Origin of the sequence: Providencia lanzhouensis (genome assembly GCF_050469745.1) — a bacterium.
GTDB classification, from domain to species: domain Bacteria; phylum Pseudomonadota; class Gammaproteobacteria; order Enterobacterales; family Enterobacteriaceae; genus Providencia; species Providencia lanzhouensis.
Map to the genome: position 1 here is coordinate 213,872 of NZ_CP174123.1, position 16,587 is coordinate 230,458.

At 48.7% G+C, this 16,587-nt stretch carries 18 protein-coding genes; 2 read left to right on the top strand and 16 right to left on the bottom strand.

Annotation, left to right across the window (positions count from 1 at the left end; all coding sequences use genetic code 11):
• Window positions 1-3: 3 nt before the first annotated feature.
• Window positions 4-1,533, top strand: a complete 1,530-nt coding sequence (locus ACIH2S_RS00955; protein WP_036949968.1) for a DHA2 family efflux MFS transporter permease subunit — start codon at window positions 4-6, stop codon at window positions 1,531-1,533.
• Between the two features lie 97 nt (window positions 1,534-1,630).
• Here the strand turns inward: ACIH2S_RS00955 and paaY are convergent, their stop codons facing one another.
• From paaY to paaA, 13 genes are all read right to left on the bottom strand, one after another.
• Window positions 1,631-2,224 (bottom strand): phenylacetic acid degradation protein PaaY, encoded by a 594-nt coding sequence (gene paaY, locus ACIH2S_RS00960; RefSeq protein WP_349488123.1) that lies wholly within the window; start codon window positions 2,222-2,224, stop codon window positions 1,631-1,633.
• A 22-nt stretch (window positions 2,225-2,246) separates the two neighbouring features.
• Window positions 2,247-3,188: a phenylacetic acid degradation operon negative regulatory protein PaaX gene (gene paaX, locus ACIH2S_RS00965; RefSeq protein ID WP_036983814.1), complete on the bottom strand. Its 942-nt coding sequence runs from the start codon at window positions 3,186-3,188 to the stop codon at window positions 2,247-2,249.
• Between the two features lie 153 nt (window positions 3,189-3,341).
• Window positions 3,342-4,655: a phenylacetate--CoA ligase PaaK gene (paaK, locus tag ACIH2S_RS00970; protein WP_108478678.1), complete on the bottom strand. Its 1,314-nt coding sequence runs from the start codon at window positions 4,653-4,655 to the stop codon at window positions 3,342-3,344.
• 68 nt (window positions 4,656-4,723) lie between these two features.
• A complete protein-coding gene (pcaF, locus tag ACIH2S_RS00975; protein ID WP_036948369.1) occupies window positions 4,724-5,926 on the bottom strand; it encodes a 3-oxoadipyl-CoA thiolase in 1,203 nt (400 codons plus the stop codon).
• Window positions 5,923-6,363 carry a hydroxyphenylacetyl-CoA thioesterase PaaI gene (gene paaI, locus ACIH2S_RS00980; RefSeq protein WP_036948371.1) on the bottom strand — a complete coding sequence of 147 codons (441 nt, stop codon included), beginning with the start codon at window positions 6,361-6,363 and terminating at the stop codon, window positions 5,923-5,925. Before paaI ends, pcaF begins: the two co-directional genes overlap by 4 nt.
• A complete protein-coding gene (locus ACIH2S_RS00985; protein ID WP_430247931.1) occupies window positions 6,360-7,928 on the bottom strand; it encodes a 3-hydroxyacyl-CoA dehydrogenase in 1,569 nt (522 codons plus the stop codon). The genes paaI and ACIH2S_RS00985 overlap by 4 nt, the downstream gene beginning before the upstream one ends.
• Window positions 7,929-7,930: 2 nt before the next feature.
• On the bottom strand, window positions 7,931-8,740 hold the full coding sequence (gene paaG, locus ACIH2S_RS00990) for a 2-(1,2-epoxy-1,2-dihydrophenyl)acetyl-CoA isomerase PaaG (RefSeq protein WP_430247934.1): 810 nt from the start codon (window positions 8,738-8,740) through the stop codon (window positions 7,931-7,933).
• 2 nt (window positions 8,741-8,742) lie between these two features.
• Window positions 8,743-9,516 carry a 2,3-dehydroadipyl-CoA hydratase PaaF gene (paaF, locus tag ACIH2S_RS00995; protein ID WP_323084744.1) on the bottom strand — a complete coding sequence of 258 codons (774 nt, stop codon included), beginning with the start codon at window positions 9,514-9,516 and terminating at the stop codon, window positions 8,743-8,745.
• A 9-nt stretch (window positions 9,517-9,525) separates the two neighbouring features.
• A complete protein-coding gene (gene paaE / locus ACIH2S_RS01000) occupies window positions 9,526-10,581 on the bottom strand; it encodes a 1,2-phenylacetyl-CoA epoxidase subunit PaaE (protein ID WP_430247935.1) in 1,056 nt (351 codons plus the stop codon).
• A gap of 10 nt (window positions 10,582-10,591) precedes the next feature.
• Window positions 10,592-11,092, bottom strand: a complete 501-nt coding sequence (paaD, locus tag ACIH2S_RS01005; protein WP_108478684.1) for a 1,2-phenylacetyl-CoA epoxidase subunit PaaD — start codon at window positions 11,090-11,092, stop codon at window positions 10,592-10,594.
• Between the two features lie 5 nt (window positions 11,093-11,097).
• Window positions 11,098-11,856 (bottom strand): 1,2-phenylacetyl-CoA epoxidase subunit PaaC, encoded by a 759-nt coding sequence (gene paaC / locus ACIH2S_RS01010; RefSeq protein ID WP_430247937.1) that lies wholly within the window; start codon window positions 11,854-11,856, stop codon window positions 11,098-11,100.
• Window positions 11,857-11,866: 10 nt separating this feature from the next.
• Window positions 11,867-12,154 (bottom strand): 1,2-phenylacetyl-CoA epoxidase subunit PaaB, encoded by a 288-nt coding sequence (paaB, locus tag ACIH2S_RS01015; protein ID WP_036948387.1) that lies wholly within the window; start codon window positions 12,152-12,154, stop codon window positions 11,867-11,869.
• A 20-nt stretch (window positions 12,155-12,174) separates the two neighbouring features.
• The gene (gene paaA, locus ACIH2S_RS01020) at window positions 12,175-13,113 is read right to left on the bottom strand and encodes a 1,2-phenylacetyl-CoA epoxidase subunit PaaA (protein ID WP_108478685.1); all 939 of its coding nucleotides are present in this window, start codon (window positions 13,111-13,113) and stop codon (window positions 12,175-12,177) included.
• A 326-nt stretch (window positions 13,114-13,439) separates the two neighbouring features.
• On the opposite strand from paaA, the gene paaZ reads away from it, so the two are divergent.
• Window positions 13,440-15,500, top strand: a complete 2,061-nt coding sequence (gene paaZ / locus ACIH2S_RS01025) for a phenylacetic acid degradation bifunctional protein PaaZ (protein ID WP_321146810.1) — start codon at window positions 13,440-13,442, stop codon at window positions 15,498-15,500.
• Window positions 15,501-15,543: 43 nt separating this feature from the next.
• Here the strand turns inward: paaZ and ACIH2S_RS01030 are convergent, their stop codons facing one another.
• From ACIH2S_RS01030 to ACIH2S_RS01040, 3 genes are all read right to left on the bottom strand, one after another.
• Window positions 15,544-15,855 carry a monooxygenase gene (locus ACIH2S_RS01030; protein ID WP_154602233.1) on the bottom strand — a complete coding sequence of 104 codons (312 nt, stop codon included), beginning with the start codon at window positions 15,853-15,855 and terminating at the stop codon, window positions 15,544-15,546.
• A 116-nt stretch (window positions 15,856-15,971) separates the two neighbouring features.
• Window positions 15,972-16,061 (bottom strand): DUF6392 family protein, encoded by a 90-nt coding sequence (locus tag ACIH2S_RS01035; protein WP_231138130.1) that lies wholly within the window; start codon window positions 16,059-16,061, stop codon window positions 15,972-15,974.
• A complete protein-coding gene (locus ACIH2S_RS01040) occupies window positions 16,058-16,567 on the bottom strand; it encodes a DUF6392 family protein (RefSeq protein WP_430247939.1) in 510 nt (169 codons plus the stop codon). The genes ACIH2S_RS01035 and ACIH2S_RS01040 overlap by 4 nt, the downstream gene beginning before the upstream one ends.
• Between the last annotated feature and the right edge of the window lie 20 nt (window positions 16,568-16,587).

Here is a 16,587-nt window from a genome sequence, read left to right on the forward strand (position 1 = left end):
CCCATGGCTGATATTCAACCGCTAAAAGGGGCTAAACTCGTCTGGGCGACTATCGCCCTGTCTCTGGCGACATTTATGCAGGTGTTGGACTCCACGATTGCTAACGTGGCTATCCCGACAATTGCGGGAAATCTTGGGGTGTCTGTCTCTCAGGGGACGTGGGTGATCACCTCGTTTGGGGTATCGAACGCCATCTCTATCGCGATTTCCGGTTTTCTAGCCAAACGGTTTGGGGAAATAAGAGTCTTCCTGTGGGCAACGGCACTGTTTACGCTATTTTCATTACTGTGTGGATTTTCTGATAGCCTTGGCATGCTGATTTTATTCCGTGTGCTACAAGGGGCGGTTGCTGGGCCTGTTATCCCGCTCTCGCAAAGTCTCATCATGCGGTGTTATCCGCCGAAAATGCAGAATATGGCATTGGCATTTTGGTCGATGACCATTATTTTAGCCCCTGTTTTTGGACCTATTTTTGGCGGCTATATTAGCGATAACTTCCATTGGAGCTGGATCTTCTTTATGAATATCCCTCTTGGGATCTTCGTGATCATTGTTGGCTCGATCATCCTCAAGGGAATGGAATCGACAGTGGTTAAAGTGCCATTCAATGTGATCGGTTTAGCGTTGTTATCTGTTGGTGTTGGCTGCTTGCAGGTATTGCTGGATAAAGGGAAAGAGCTCGGTTGGTTAGCGTCCAATGAGATTGTGATTCTTGCCGTGATTTCCACGATTGCGCTGGTGTTTATGGTTATTTGGGAACTGACCTCCAAAAACCCAATTGTCGAATTATCACTGTTTAAATCCCGCAATTTTACCATCGGGACGATTTCGGTCAGTTTGGCGTATATGGCATATTTTGGGGCGATCGTACTGTTGCCGCAGCTGCTGCAAGAAGTGTACGGCTATACCGCAACATGGGCGGGGTTAGCACTCGCGCCAATCGGTCTTTTGCCAGTCTTGTTCTCAGCACCTGTCGCAAAACTCTCTGACTTTTTAGATATTCGCTGGATAGTCACCTTTAGCTTCGTGTTTTATGCCATTTGCTTCTTCTGGCGCGCCTATACTTTTGAGCCATCCATGGGGTTCGATGCCGTTGTCTGGCCGCAGTTGGTGCAGGGGATGGCGGTAGCCTGTTTCTTTATGCCGTTGACCACCTTGACGCTGTCGGGGCTGCCTCCTGAAAAATTAGCCTCAGCTTCCAGCTTGGCGAACTTTTTCCGTACGTTGGCGGGCTCAATTGGGACATCGATCACCACCACACTGTGGAGTGATAGGGAGGCAGTGCATCATAGCCAGCTCACTGAATTTATTACGGATTACAACCCAGAATCCCTCGATATGTACCAAGGGATGGCGGCGCATGGCATGACCACGGAGCAAACCTCCGGCTTTATTGCTCAGCAGATCACTAGCCAAGGGCTGATTATCGCGGCGAATGAGATTTTCTGGTTATGTGGCTGGGTGTTTATCGCGTTGATTGTGACGGTGTGGTTTGCGAAGCCGCCGTTTGGCAGCAAAGCTAATAAATCATAAATACGGCGAGTCATTGATGGAAATAAGGGCGCGTGAGTGATTGGCACGCGCTTTTTTATGGTAGGTTTTTACAAAATAGTTTTTACAGAATGGTTTTTTACAGTCTGGACTTGGGAACAACATCGTCAAAGACCAGTTTCGGGCGGTTAGGCTCTTCCTCCGTCAGCGGCATCACTTCTTGGAACGTATTGAGGCAGCGGGTCACTAAGGTTTGGTAATCCAGTGTTCCCTTGCTTTTCCATTCAATTTCTTGCTCTGACAGGCTACGCAGTACTTTAGCGGGTGTTCCAACAATCAAACTGTTATCGGGGAATTGTGCATCCGCTTTGATAAATGCACAGGCGCCAACAATAGAATTTTCGCCCACTACCGCGCCATCCATCACCACGCTGTTCATGCCTATCAGTGCATTACGTTTAATATGGCAGCCATGCAAAATAGCCCCATGACCGATATGTCCATCTTCTTCAATGATAGTATCGAATTGCGGAAAACCGTGCATCACGCAGTTATCCTGCACATTCGCCCCATCTTTAATAATCAGTCGCCCAAAGTCCCCACGTAAACTGGCGTTAGGTCCAATATAAACACGTTTTCCAATCACGACATCGCCAATGATCACGGCGGTAGGGTGAACAAAACTTTCAGGGCTGACTACAGGGGTAATACCGTCAATTTGATAAAATGGCATAAAGGTTCCTTTAGCATAATGATTATGCGGCTGCTAGCTCCCGAAGAATACCGCCAAAACGTCGATAATAGGCGCTGGAGGGTTGTGGAAGTTCCCCAACGGTGGTTTCACACAAGCCAGTGACGTACTGGGTGGCACCTTGGTCGATACGCTGGTAAATATTGGTGCACAAATGGCGCGCAATGTGTCCTTCCCACTGTGCTGGAAGCAGCTCATCGGGCAGCAACGGGTCTTTTAATATCACGCGGCGATAAAAATGGATCAGTAATAGGCGTAGCTGGAAGCATAATTCAGGGGAAATCGCCTGTTCTCCATGCTCTTTCAGTAATAATGCGACTGGGCGGAATAAGCTGATAAATTGATGATAATGCTCTGAAATTTCAGGGAGAGACCAGGCATCAAACACTAACTCTTTTAATTTTTTCTCGGAGCGGTTGAAGGGATAATCGGCACGGAAGTAAATGACTTGATCAGCCGCGTTTAACTCCCCCAGTAAGGCGGGAATGTCGCTTTGTGTCCGGCTTGGCGCTGCCATCAAGCCGCTATTAAATTGCCCAAACCCGAGCCAACCAAACTCTTTTTTAAGGCGAATCTTTTCATCTTTATCTGCGCTTTCCAGCAGCAATAAATCCCATGTTCCATCCCATTCAGGTTGTTCGCTGAGGTAAATCTTGCTTTCCGCTCGACGAAAGCGATTTTGCCCACGCTCTGAAATACGGTAATAGCTACGGCGTCCTATTTTCTCGACATCCAGCCAGTTTTCTTTTTGTAGACGAAATACGGAAGTACGCACAAAGCGGTCGGAAAACCCCATAGGCTCAAGCAATTTGGTCAGGCTACCTAGCCAAACCTCGCCCCCACGGTGGTGCAAGGCATCCCCATATAGGGAGCTGATAAGCGATGTTCCGCTGATAGGTTGGCTCTCAATGGCGTAGTGTATAAATTGGCTGAGTTTGGTTTCCATTATGCTTTTATCCCTAAAATTAATGTATCAGGTACTTGGCAAATCTTAGACAAAAACCAGAAGGTTGTCTTGTTTTCATACCAAAGAGTGTGAGCATTGTGAGGAAACCTGCCGAGAGGCGTATTCATTATGAATACACCTCATTCTCGGAGATTAAATGGCAATTCGTGTATCAATCACTCGTTGGGCTTTGCCTTGTGAGCGGGGGATATCCCCACAGTTGACTATGCTTACGCGGGTGCTGATCCCCACCATGGATTTAATACGGTGTTTGAGGTTGTGGCAGATATTACAGCGTTCATCAAAGGTCAGTTGTTCAGGGTGTTTGAGCTCAACACGAATAGAGAGGTTATCCATGTTGCCTTGGCGACCGATTTCCAGCTGGTAGTGTGGAGATAACTCTTTGAATTGCATAATTTGCTCTTCAATTTGAGACGGGAAAACGTTCACGCCACGGATAATCATCATGTCATCGGAGCGCCCCGTGATTTTTCCGATACTGCGCATCTGGCGGTTTCCACCGGATTTTAGGTGAGTAAGGTCGCGGGTTCGATAGCGGATCACTGGCATGGCTTCTTTTGTAAGGGTAGTGAACACTAACTCACCATGCTCCCCATGACCGAGGGTTTTTAGGCTATTTGGGCAGATAATTTCAGGGTAAAAGTGGTCTTCCCAGATAGTTGGACCGCTTTCGTCGGAGTCTGCACACTCCATGGCAACGCCAGGTCCCATCACTTCAGATAAGCCATAAATATCTAAGGCTTTGATCCCCAAGCGAGTTTCAATTTCAGTTCTGAGGGATTCTGTCCACGGTTCTGCTCCAAAGACGCCAATTCTTAGTGAGCACTTACTAGCGTCTCCGCCCATGATTTTCTCAAGTTCGTCGATAATACTAAGGCAGTAAGATGGCGTTACCATGATGATATCGGGCTTAAAATCGACAATCAGCTGCGCTTGTTTCTCGGTTTGACCGCCGGACATGGGAATAACTGCCGCGCCAAGACGCTCAGCACCATAGTGTGCTCCGAGTCCGCCAGTAAATAGCCCGTAACCGTAAGCAACGTGGACTTTATCCCCGCGAGTGGCACCCGCAGAGCGCAGGCTACGAGCGATTAAATCTGCCCAATTATCAATATCTTGTTGGGTATAACCGACAACCGTCGGGCGCCCTGTGGTACCGGAAGAGGCGTGAATACGGATAATTTGATCCATTGGTACGGCAAAAGTATCGAATGGGTAGTTTTCACGTAAATCCTGCTTTGTGGTATAGGGAAATTTTTCGATGTCGCTAAGCTGTTTAAAATCGTCAGGGTGTACGCCTGCGGCATCGAATTTTTTGCGGTACATTGGCACATTTTCGTATGCGTGAGTGAGTGTCCACTTCATTCGTGAGAACTGCAACGCCTCGATCTCATCGCGGGAAGCAAACTCGATCGGGTCGATATTATCGTGTTGTGTCATGCTCATAATTGCCAATCCTTATTATTATTGATACTTGCCTGAACAGGTGTAGGGGAGTCAGGCAGTTTTGTTATTCAGACGCGTTCAATAATCATTGCAATACCTTGACCCACACCGATGCACATGGTGCATAACCCGTAGCGACCTTGCTTGCGGTGCAGTTCATTCATGGCGGAAATCACCAAGCGAGACCCGCTCATACCCAGCGGATGCCCTAAGGAGATAGCCCCACCATTGGGGTTAACCTGTGGGGCGTCATCTGGCAGACCTAAGCCCCGTAATACAGCCAGTGCTTGAGCGGCAAAGGCTTCGTTAAGTTCAATCACATCCATTTGTTCGATAGTCAGCCCTGCCATCTTTAAGACTTTTTGTGTGGCAGGTAGTGGACCAATGCCCATTAAGCGCGGTTCGACGCCACAAGTGGCTGTGGCAATGACTCGCGCTCTCGGGGTTAACCCTTGCTGCTTGGCAACCGCTTCGGAAGCGATAATTAATGCGGCAGCGCCATCATTGACTCCAGAAGCATTGCCTGCGGTGACGCTGCCATTTTCACGAAACGGTGTTTTTAGTTTTTGCAGCTGTTCGTGTGTGGTTTCAGGGCGTGGGTGCTCATCTTCAGTGACTTGCTTCTGTGCTTTGCGCAATGTCACGGTGACGGGAACAATCTCTTCGGCAAAGATACCTTTAAGGCGAGCCGCTTCGGTGCGCTGTTGGCTGCGCAGGGCAAAGGCATCTTGGTCTTCGCGGCTGATATTGTAGGTGTGCGCCACGTTTTCCGCGGTTTCTGGCATGGAGTCGGTGGAGAATTGCTGCTCCATTAATGGGTTGATAAACCGCCAGCCAATAGTGGTATCAAAAATTTGCGCTTGGCGAGAAAAGGCAGAATCTTGTTTTCCCATCACGAACGGCGCGCGGCTCATGGATTCTACACCACCGGCAATCATCAATCCCGATTCCCCTGCTTTGATACTGCGAGCGGCAAGAGCTATGGCATCTAAGCCAGAGCCACACAGGCGATTGATGGTGGTGCCGGAAACTGAAATTGGTAAGCCAGACAGTAGCCCCGCCATTCGCGCGACGTTGCGGTTATCTTCCCCCGCTTGGTTGGCGCAACCGAGGATAATGTCATCGGTCAGTGTCCAGTCCAGTTGTGGGTTACGTGCCATCAATGCTTTAAGAGTGACGGCAGAAAGGTCATCGGGACGCAGTGAGGATAATGCGCCGCCATAGCGACCAATCGGGGTGCGAATACCATCGCAAATATAGGCGTCATTCATGAGGCTTCTCCAACTAAACGGTGACCTAAACGGTGGGAACGGCCTTGAAACAGCGCCAGTGGCTTGCCATCTTGGTTGATGATCTCTACTTCATACAGCCCGCTGCGCTTACCTTGGTGCTGCATTTTTGCGGTGGCAGTCAGTACATCCCCTTCAAAACCGGGGCGCAAAAAATCGATAGAGCACATAGAGGCGACGGCGGCATAACCTTGGCTGTTGCAGGCATACGCAAACGCGGTATCTGCCAGACTAAACAACTGCCCGCCGTGGCAGGTTTTATGCCCGTTAAGCATATTGGGCATAACCACCATGGTGAGTTGCGCATAGCCTTCAGCAACATCTTCAATCACCATGCCCATGGCTTTAGCGCAAGTATCATCGCGATACATGGCATGTGCCGCTTGCTGAGCGAGGGTGATGTTGGGCAGTGAATTCATGACAACGCCTCCAATGAGAGTGATTGAAAACCGGCAGCAAGCTGGCGTAGTAATGGGTTGGGGCGATAGCGCGTGTCCCCATAGAAATCAGTTAACTGTTCAAGGGTGTGCAAAATATGTGACCAACCGATTTGCGCGCCCCATGCTAATGGCCCTTTCGGGTAATTCACGCCGAAACGCATCGCCAGATCAGTATCTTGGGCGCTTGAGACCCCTTTATTCACCACATCCAAAGCCTCATTGCACAACATGGCAACGGTACGCAGGGTTAACAGTGCAGGGTAGTCCGGCAGCACAATCACTTGCTTACCGAGGGACTGAAAAAAGGCAATCGCATCTTGGTTTTGCTGGTGGCTATTTTGTACTGCGCAACTGATAGCGATAGTGGTTGCCGCAACGTAGTTGGCGGATAAATCAAATTGCACTACGGGCTTATCAAGTTTTTGCGCAAGGGTGGATGTCATTTCACCATTTGTTAACATAATAATAACTCCGTTAACAACCAGTGAGGGTGACGGGCGCGTTTTTTGTTCAACTTCTTCGAGGCAGATCCCGTTTTGCTGTAAGAGTTGCTTAAGTTCAGGAAATATTTGCCAATTTCCATAGGCTTTGATGTCGAGCTGGCGAGGCTGTGTCACGGCAGGCGCAATATCGACCCGAGATGCGGATTTATTATGATCATCATAATTATCGGCGGTGTAATCATAAAATCCGCGACCTGATTTACGTCCTAGGTGCCCTGCTTGTACTAATGCCAATTGCGCAAAGGCGGTTTGGAAACGCGGGTCATAGCCAAATGCTTGAAACATGGATTCTGTCACGGCGTAATTAACATCATGCCCGATTAAATCGGTGAGCTGCAAAGGACCCATGGAAAAGCCTCCAGCATCACGCATGACACTGTCTAATGTGGCGGGGTTGCCCACTTGCTCTTCTAATGCGCGTAAGGCTTCTGCATAAAAAGGTCTTGCTACACGATTAACAATAAAGCCTGGCGTGGAGTGGCAAATCACCGGAATTTTATTGAACGACAGTGTCAGGGCTTTTAGGATTTCAATCACGTTCTCCGCGGTTTCGAGTCCGCGGATCACTTCTACCAGTTTCATCACGGGGGCAGGGTTAAAAAAGTGCAATCCAGCCATACGCTCAGGGTGTTTGAGTACGCTGGCAATTGCCGTGATAGATAATGACGAGGTGTTGCTGGAAAAAATAGTATTTTCGCGGCAAATGGCTTCAAGTTCACTGAAAATAGCCTGCTTAATGGCAAGTTTCTCTGCGACTGCTTCAATCACTAAATCGGCGTCAGCAAGGGCGGCAAGACTGTCGACAACATGGAGGCGATCAAGGATTTCTTCCGTGCATTTGGCGTCGGCTTTTCCTTGCTCAACGCGTTTGCGTAAATGAGTGATGAGTGCTGTTAAAGATTGCTGCAACACTTGGGCGTTCACGTCAAAAATGTGCACTTGTAGACCTACACTCGCAGCGACTTGCGCAATTCCAATCCCCATAGTACCTGCACCAATCACAGCGACATTTTGTATTGATGAGCTTAGTGAAGTCTTCATGGTTATTTCCCTTGGAACGTCGGTTCACGTTTATTTAAAAACGCATCGACGCCTTCGCGATAATCTTGGCTGCGCCCGCCTAAGCGCTGTAAATCTCGCTCTAAATTGAGCTGCTCATCAAGGGTATTGGTGGCGGCACTGTGAATCGCTTTTTTGATCAGCCCCAACCCATAGGTCGGTTGAGTTGCAAGGTGCTTCGCGAGGTTGTTGACGGTGGTGGCGAGTTGGTCATTTTCCGTGACTTGCCAAATCATACCCCACTGCAATGCTTGTTCCGCGCTAATTTTATCCCCTAGCATCGCCATACCCATGGCACGAGCACGACCGACTAATTGCGGTAAAAACCAGCTTCCCCCGGAGTCAGGCACCAGCCCAAGGCGGCAGAATGATTGAATAAAACTGGCGCTTTTCGCGGCGATAACAATATCTCCCGCAAGGGCAATCGCTGCTCCTGCACCTGCGGCAACGCCGTTCACAGCACAAATAATCGGTTTTGGTAAGGCGACGAGGCGGCGGATCAGCGGGTTGTAGTAAGTTTCGACGGAAAAGCCCAGATCAGGGGCTTTGGATCCGACGGAGACATTACGATCGTTAAGATCTTGCCCGGCGCAGAATCCACGGCCCGCTCCGGTGATCACTAAGCAACGGACGGTTTCGTCTTGTTCGGCGATTTTAATGGCTGCGCTCAGCTGGCGATGCATCTCATCGTTAAAGCTATTTAGGCGGTCAGGGCGGTTTAAGGTAATCGTGAGCACCCCATTTTCCAGCGTTGTAAGGATCATCTCGTCGGTGAGAGCGGTGTCATTTATCATGATTAGCGTCCTGTAAATTGGGGGGATCGTTTTTCGAAAAAGGCGGCGATCCCCTCTTGGCGATCGTCAGTACCCGCAAGGCTGACAAAGTATTGGCGCTCCAGTTTTAAGCCTTCGGTCAGGTGAGTTTCTTGGGCGCTCACTAGCGCAGCTTTGGCGGCGTTTACGGCTAAAGGCGCATGACCTGCAATGCGTTTGGCAATGGCTTGAGCGCGTTCAAGGGTGAGTGCGTCCACACACACTTCACTGACCAATCCGGCTTGTTGGGCTTGCTCAGCGCTGATGGTGTCTCCGGTCAGTACCATTTGCATGGCAAGGGATTTGCCCACGGCACGAATAAGGCGCTGAGTACCGCCCGCTCCGGGGATCAGTCCAAGGGTAATTTCCGGTAGACCAAAGCGAGCGGATTCCCCTGCAATAATGATGTCGCTGGCGAGCAATAACTCGAACCCCGCGCCTAACGCATAGCCATTAGCGGCACAAATAATCGGCTTGCTGATTTGCGCAAAGCGGCGCCAAACTTGCGGACGTTTATCTGTTATAGCGCTGGCAACGGTTTGCTGCTGAAGCTCTTTAAGATCAGCCCCTGCGGCAAAGAAACGCGGATTACCCGTGATGACGATAGCGCCGATATTGTCGTCGGTTTGCGCATGTTCAAGATGCTTAACCAGTAATTCAAGGCACGGTGTACTCAGTGCGTTGCGCACATCGGGGCGATTAAGCGTCAGCGTCAGAACGCGGTGATGTTGTTGAGATAAAATCCAATTATTTTCCATTGCTCATCCCTACACATCAAAGTCCAATACCACGCCATCCCCTTTTGGCCATGCTTGGCAACTGAGGATATAACCGGCGGCAATTTGGTCAGGTTCGAGACTGTAGTTCACGCCCATTTCAACTTCTCCTGAGCGCAACTTACATTTGCAAGTGGCGCAAACACCACCTTTACAGGCATAAGGCAGGTCAGCGCCTTGGCGCAGTGCGGCATCGAGGATGCTGTCATCTTGCCCATCCATATTGATATTTAAGGTGCGCCCATCTAATTGAAGGGTGACTTGGCGGTTTTCGCTGGTGGCAAGGGTCGGTTTGAATTTCGCGCCAGAGGTATTAAAGCGCTCAGTGTGTACGCGCTCTTGTGCCATGCCGTGATGAATTAAGGTTTCTTGAACCTCATCCATCATAGACTCTGGACCACAAATAAAGGTGCGGTTGAATTGGCTAAAATTGAGAAGGGATTTTCCTAAGGCACTAAGTTGTTGCGCATCAATGCGCCCGCTGAGCAACGCGCTTTCTTGAGGCTCTTGGCTAAACAGATACAGCACTTGAAAACGGGTGGCAAAGCGGTTTTTTAAGTCAGCGATGGCTTCTTTGAACATCACTGAGCGGCTATTGCGATTACCGTAAATCAGCACAAAGCGGCTATTTGGCTCGGTTTGCAGCGTAGCTTTGATGATGGATAACAGCGGGGTAATACCGGAGCCTGCCGCCACGGCTAAATAGTGTCCTTGTTGCTGGCTATCGGGTTGGTAGCCAAATTGCCCTTGAGGGATCATCACTTCTAAGCTATCTCCAACATTCAGTTGTTGGTTGATAAAGTTAGAAAATCGCCCTTCATAGATAGCTTTAACGCCAATTTTGAGCCCGTTTTCATCGGGGGCGCTACAAATGGAGTAGCAGCGACGAAGATTTTCGCCATTAATCGCGGCTTTTAGCGTCAAATGTTGACCTGGGCGGTAACGATACTGCGCTTGCAGCGATTCAGGAATATGAAAGGTGACCGCCACAGCATCGGGTGTGTCACGATCAATAGCGGCAATACTTAAACGGTGAAAGACAGTCATGAGTGTGCCCTTAAATACATTTAAAGTAATCAAACGGTTCTAAGCATTCGTTGCAGCGATATAGCGCTTTGCAGGCGGTAGAGCCAAACTCGCTAATTTTTTCCGTCTGTTCGCTGTCACAACGTGGGCAACGAATTGCCCCAGTATGTTCAGGATGCTCGCAGGCAACGCCTTGTGGGGGCGCAATGCCAAATTCACGTAAGCGCCTTTTGGCATCTTGGTTCATCCAGTCAGTGGTCCATGCGGGGGTTAATACTACTTCCACATCCACAGGCGAGAAGCCCGCGCTATCGAGAACCGTTTTGATTTCATTGATTAAAAATTCGGTGGCGGGGCAGCCTGAATAGGTTGGGGTAAACCCAATTTTCCAGCCTTGTTCGGTTGGCTTCACATGGCGCACCATACCAAGATCAGTAATAGACAGAGCCGGCAATTCAGGGTCTGGGATCTGCTGAAGTTGCTGCCAGATCTGATGAATATCGGGGGATTGAAGTTGCATTCTCTGTTCCATCACTATCACCATTGGCTGTTGGGGTAAGCGCGTTGCACAAATTGCAGCTGTGTGAGAATTAAACCGAGGTGCTCAGTATGGCTGCCTTGTTTACCGCCTAATCGGTAAGCTGCTTGTTCAGGCAGGCTGAGAGTGGCTTCTTCAAAGGTTTCATTCACAGTTTGCAGCCAAATATCGCGCAGCGTACGCGGGTCAACGGCAATGCCTGCCTCGCTTAATGCCATTTCAATGGCATCGGCATGGAACAATTCACCGGTAAAGCGCCATAAGCAGTTGATAGATTGCTGCAACTTCTGCTGGCTCAGTGGGGTGCCATCCCCTAAACGGATCATCCAGCCACGACTAAAACGCAGGTGGTACAGGGCTTCTTTGAGAGATTTTGCTGCAATGGCGGCCAGCTGCGGGTCGCGGCTTTGGGTCAGTGCGCTGTAAAGAGGCACATGGTAGGCATCGATAAAAAACTGGCGAACGAGGGTGTCGTTGAAGCCGTCATTTGGCTGCTCAACAAGCAGTAAATTGCTAAATTCACGCTCATCACGCAAGTAAGCCAGCTTATCTTCGTTGTAACCTGCGCCTTTGAGTTCAGCGGCGTAGCTAAGAAAGTTGCGCGCTTGCCCCAGTAAATCTAAGCCGATGTTAGATAGCGCTAGGTCAATTTCGATTTCAGGGGCGTGACCACACCACTCACACAGGCGTTGTGCCAGAATCAGTGGGGTATCTCCGAGGCGTAACACATAATGTTGGAGCTGCTGTTTTTCGGTCATTTCAAGCTCCTTACATGTTTTTGATGCCATCAGGGATGGTGTAAAAGGTTGGATGGCGGTAAACCTTGCTGTCCGCGGGGTCAAAAAATTGATCTTTTTCATCAGGTTGAGATGCGACCAAATGGGCGGCTTTGACGACCCAAATGGAGCAACCTTCACTACGGCGAGTGTAAGCATCGCGAGCATTTTCCAGTGCCATTTGGTCATCGGCGGCGTGCAAACTTCCCACATGGCGATGGGCTAAACCTTGTTTACTGCGAACAAACACTTCATACAGTGGCCAATCTTGATTGTTCATCGTCTTTTCCTTCTTGGTGGCTAAGCCGCAGATTTAATGGCTTTTTGTTTTTGACTGTGAGCCATTGCGCCTTCGCGCACCCAAGCTCCGTCTTCCCAACCTTTGCGCTTCGCATCAAGGCGTTCTTGGTTGCAGATCCCTTGCCCTTTAATCACTTGGTAGAACTCTTCCCAATCAATCTCACCAAAACGGTAGTGACCTAGCGCGTCATCCCAGTGCAGGTCAGGGTCGGGGATAGTCATGCCGAGGGCTTCCACCTGCGGCACGGTGTTATCCACAAATTTCTGGCGCAGCTCGTCATTACTGAAGCGCTTGATTTTCCACGCCATACTTTGCGCGCTATGAGGGGAGTCAGAATCATTCGGACCAAACATCATTAATACTGGCCACCAAAAGCGGTTGATAGAGTCTTGCAACATGGCTTTTTGCTCATCAGTCCCTTCAGCCAGTGCCATGACGGCTTCATAACCTTGGCGTTGATGAAAACTCTCCTCTTTGCAGATTTTCACCATCGCACGGGCGTAAGGCCCGTAAGAAGCGCGGCACAGCGCCACTTGGTTAACTATTGCTGCACCATCAACTAGCCAGCCAATCACGCCCACATCCGCCCAGTTGAGAGTTGGGTAGTTGAAAATGGAGGAGTATTTCATCTTTTCGTCGAGCATCTTTTGGTAGATGTCTTGGCGAGTGCATCCCAACGTTTCTGCGGCGCTGTAGAGGTATAAACCGTGTCCTGCTTCATCTTGAATTTTTGCCAGCAGAACAGCTTTACGGCGTAGAGTTGGGGCACGAGTGAGCCAGTTGGCTTCCGGCAGCATGCCAATCACTTCTGAATGGGCGTGTTGCCCAATCTGGCGAATGAGGTTTTGTCTGTAAGCATCGGGCATCCAATCTTTTGGCTCGATGGCGATGTCGGCTTCGATTTTGGCATCGAAGTGGATTTGGTTTTGCTCGCTCATTGTTATTTTCCATTAAAGTGATTCATAAAAATTAAGTTAATGTAAAAATATGGAACACATTTATTTAACATTAATGCTAGGAATAGTTAACAATAAGATCAATGCTGTTTGTGGGGTTTTTGCGATTCACCTCACAAGTAATTAAATTATATTCATATAAATCAATGTAATGAAATCATCATTTTTTGTTTGGTTCTTGCCGTAAACACTCAAATCAACCCTATTTGTATTTTATTTGTTAAATTTCGATTGGCATCTATGATTGTTTATGTGATACATATTTAACATCTAAAAATGGTTTATTGTCGTTTTTCTGGAGATGGAACATGCAACATTTAACAAGTTACATTATGGGGAAGTGGGCAACGGGTGCAGGGGAAGGTCGTCCGATTTTTCATGCGCTAACCAATGAAGCACTCTATGCCGTGACCTCTGAAGGGCTACCGTTAGCGCAAAGCTTACAGTACGGGCGTGATGTCGGTGGCGAGGCGCTAGGGAAATTAACGTTTCAACAGCGTGGAGAGATGCTTAAAGCAGTTGCTCGACATTTACTTGCCCATAAAGAGGCGTTATATGTCATTTCTGCCCAGACTGGCGCCACTAAATCAGACAGTTGGGTGGATATCGAAGGGGGGATCGGCACCCTATTTTCCTATGCGGGACTGGCAAGCCGTGAGCTGCCGGATGATACCGTGTGGTCAGAAGACGAGATGATCCCGCTATCAAAACAGGGGCAGTTTGTGGCCCGCCATATTTTAACATCGCGCCGTGGCGTGGCTTTGCACATCAATGCGTTCAACTTTCCGTGCTGGGGTATGCTAGAAAAACTGGCGCCAACATGGCTCGCGGGGATGCCTGCCATCATCAAACCCGCCACCGCATCCGCGCAACTGACTCACGCGATGGTGAAATTGATGATGGAGAGCGGGCTAGTTCCTGAAGGGGCGATTCAATTAATTTGTGGCGGCGTTGGGGATATGTTCGACCACTTGGATTTTGAAGATGTGGTGACCTTTACAGGCTCAGCGGGAACCGGACAAAAACTCAAATCTCACCCGCGCATCAATCAAAAATCTGTGCCTTTTACCATGGAAGCGGACTCATTGAACTGTGCGATTTTAGGTTCAGATGTTCAGCCTGAACAACCTGAATTTGCGCTGTTTATCAAAGAAGTGGTTAATGAAATGACGACGAAGGCAGGGCAAAAATGTACTGCAATTCGCCGAATTATCGTCCCTAAAACTCAGTTGGAGAATGTGAAAAATGCCCTCCTAAAACGCATCTCGAATGTCGCGGTGGGTGACCCTGCTGCCGAAGGGGTTCGAATGGGCGCATTGATTAACCTTGAACAGCGCCAAGATGTGCAGGACAAAGTGAATTATCTGCTAGCCAATGGCTGCGAACGCTTATGTGGTGGTAGCTTTGTCAATATGCAGGTGGTGGGTGGCGATAGCGAGAAAGGGGCATTTTTCCCACCGACATTGCTGTACTGTGCCGAGCCATTTGTGCATCAAGCGGTACACGAAACCGAAGCGTTTGGTCCCGTGGCGACATTAATGAGTTATGACGGGTTAGATCAAGCGGTGCAATTGGCGGCGCTAGGAGGCGGAAGCTTAGTCGGTTCGCTGGTGACTGCCGATAGCCAAGTAGCGCAGACGGTGATCCGCGCAACGGCACGGGCGCATGGGCGGATGTTTATTCTGGATGAAGCGGCATCAAAAGAATCCACAGGGCACGGCTCACCTTTGCCAATGTTGGTACATGGTGGACCGGGGCGTGCCGGGGGCGGTGAAGAGCTGGGCGGCTTGCGAGCAGTAAAACATTATATGCAGCGTACGGCACTGCAAGGCAGCCCATCCATGTTGACTGCGATTAGTAAGCAGTGGATGCGCGGCGCTGAGGCTATTGCTGATGTGGTGCATCCGTTCCGTAAATATTTCGAAGAGTTAGTGATTGGCGACACTCTACTGACCGCGAGACGCACGGTAACTGAAACGGATATTGTGAATTTTGCCTGTCTCAGCGGGGATAATTTCTATGTGCATGTGGATAAACTTGGCGCCGAGCAATCCATGTTTGGTGAGCGCATCGCCCACGGTTATTTTGTGGTATCGGCAGCAGCAGGGCTGTTTGTGGATGCGGGAGTAGGGCCTGTTATCGCGAACTATGGGATGGAAAACTTGCGTTTTATCGAGCCAGTCAAAATTGGCGATACTATCCAAGTGCGCTTAACGTGCAAGAAAAAGATCAAAAAAGCCCAGAAAAAAGCCGAAGATAAGCCTAATGGAGTTATCGAGTGGGATGTCCAAGTGTTTAATCAGCACAATGACATTGTGGCGCTGTACAGTATTTTAACGCTGGTGGAGCGTCGCCACGGGGATTTTTGAGGGCGAAGTTATCAGAGAGGGCAAAATGCCCTCTCCATTGAAACTATTTTTGAATAAATTGCGCTTGGTTCAGTTGGCTGAGTGCGGTATTCACACTAAAAATTTGCCCGCTCACTTCAGGTACGCCAAAGGATTTGAGTCGCGCGCTGTGCATTTCGAGATACGCTTGCGCATCGGCTTGGTTAGCAAATAAGTAAATGCCTCCCGCCCGTTGAGTTTGTTGGTTTTCAGTCCAAATTTTCCAAATAAATCCCGGCTCTTGGTTAATGGATTGCGCTAATCCTTCCATTGCCGCCGCCATCTCTTCACCCCATGGGCCTTGGTATGGGAAATCAACCTGTAAAATCACCTGCATTATTGCCTCCTATTGTTGTTGTCTGGTTATCATAACCAGTAATTTTTATTTAGGATTGATCAAATTGGGGATTGGGGGAGAAATAAGTGCAAGGAGTGTGGATATCATGATCTGAGTTACCTTGAGGTAGGGATTAACCTGTCGCGATAAAGTTCATCATAGGTATCCCCTAACCGTTGTACTAATGCTTCAATATTTACACTCATTTGTAATGATCTACTTTCCAGCGTTTTTCTAAATTCGCTAATAATTCAAAAGTAACTTCTTGAGCAAGCATTTTCATCTCGGGGTGAAAGCTCACAATCATAGCTATAGGCTCCATAGATTGCGTTGTAATGCTTAGCTTAAATACCTCAGTTTTTCCTATAGGGATACCTAAAATAACATCTTCAGGAGCTTGTCTTATTGGATTGCCTATATGCTCATAAAACCAAACATCAGACATCACTTGTTCTAATCCAAAGGGAATTTGGTTCGGGAAAATCCACCCATTACGCTTATTATCTGGTATGAGAGTCATAGTAATCTGTGATAATTTTTTGGACGGATTATCAAATGCTAAAAATGTATATTCCTTTGACATTCTAAGTGTTAATACATCATCTCCAGAGTTGCCTTGGGGCTTAGTTTTATAAGGGATTAATCCGTCACGATAAAGTGCATCATAGGTATCCCCTAAGCGTTGTACTAACGCTTCAATATTTACACTCATTTGTATAATCCTTTTGCTTA

Excerpts from the sequence above, each read along its gene's own strand:
- ACIH2S_RS00955 (WP_036949968.1), top strand. The coding sequence starts at position 4 with ATGGCTGATATTCAACCGCTAAAAGGGGCTAAACTCGTCTGGGCGACT.
- paaB (WP_036948387.1), bottom strand. The coding sequence starts at position 12,154 with ATGAACAATCAAGATTGGCCACTGTATGAAGTGTTTGTTCGCAGTAAA.
- ACIH2S_RS00985 (WP_430247931.1), bottom strand. The coding sequence starts at position 7,928 with ATGAAGACTTCACTAAGCTCATCAATACAAAATGTCGCTGTGATTGGT.
- paaK (WP_108478678.1), bottom strand. The coding sequence starts at position 4,655 with ATGAGCATGACACAACACGATAATATCGACCCGATCGAGTTTGCTTCC.
- ACIH2S_RS01030 (WP_154602233.1), bottom strand. The coding sequence starts at position 15,855 with ATGCAGGTGATTTTACAGGTTGATTTCCCATACCAAGGCCCATGGGGT.
- paaX (WP_036983814.1), bottom strand. The coding sequence starts at position 3,188 with ATGGAAACCAAACTCAGCCAATTTATACACTACGCCATTGAGAGCCAA.
- paaA (WP_108478685.1), bottom strand. The coding sequence starts at position 13,113 with ATGAGCGAGCAAAACCAAATCCACTTCGATGCCAAAATCGAAGCCGAC.
- paaE (WP_430247935.1), bottom strand. The coding sequence starts at position 10,581 with ATGACTGTCTTTCACCGTTTAAGTATTGCCGCTATTGATCGTGACACA.
- paaC (WP_430247937.1), bottom strand. The coding sequence starts at position 11,856 with ATGACCGAAAAACAGCAGCTCCAACATTATGTGTTACGCCTCGGAGAT.
- ACIH2S_RS01040 (WP_430247939.1), bottom strand. The coding sequence starts at position 16,567 with ATGAGTGTAAATATTGAAGCGTTAGTACAACGCTTAGGGGATACCTAT.
- paaI (WP_036948371.1), bottom strand. The coding sequence starts at position 6,363 with ATGAATTCACTGCCCAACATCACCCTCGCTCAGCAAGCGGCACATGCC.
- ACIH2S_RS01035 (WP_231138130.1), bottom strand. The coding sequence starts at position 16,061 with ATGAGTGTAAATATTGAAGCATTAGTACAACGGTTAGGGGATACCTAT.
- paaG (WP_430247934.1), bottom strand. The coding sequence starts at position 8,740 with ATGATAAATGACACCGCTCTCACCGACGAGATGATCCTTACAACGCTG.
- pcaF (WP_036948369.1), bottom strand. The coding sequence starts at position 5,926 with ATGAATGACGCCTATATTTGCGATGGTATTCGCACCCCGATTGGTCGC.
- paaF (WP_323084744.1), bottom strand. The coding sequence starts at position 9,516 with ATGGAAAATAATTGGATTTTATCTCAACAACATCACCGCGTTCTGACG.
- paaY (WP_349488123.1), bottom strand. The coding sequence starts at position 2,224 with ATGCCATTTTATCAAATTGACGGTATTACCCCTGTAGTCAGCCCTGAA.
- paaZ (WP_321146810.1), top strand. The coding sequence starts at position 13,440 with ATGCAACATTTAACAAGTTACATTATGGGGAAGTGGGCAACGGGTGCA.
- paaD (WP_108478684.1), bottom strand. The coding sequence starts at position 11,092 with ATGGAACAGAGAATGCAACTTCAATCCCCCGATATTCATCAGATCTGG.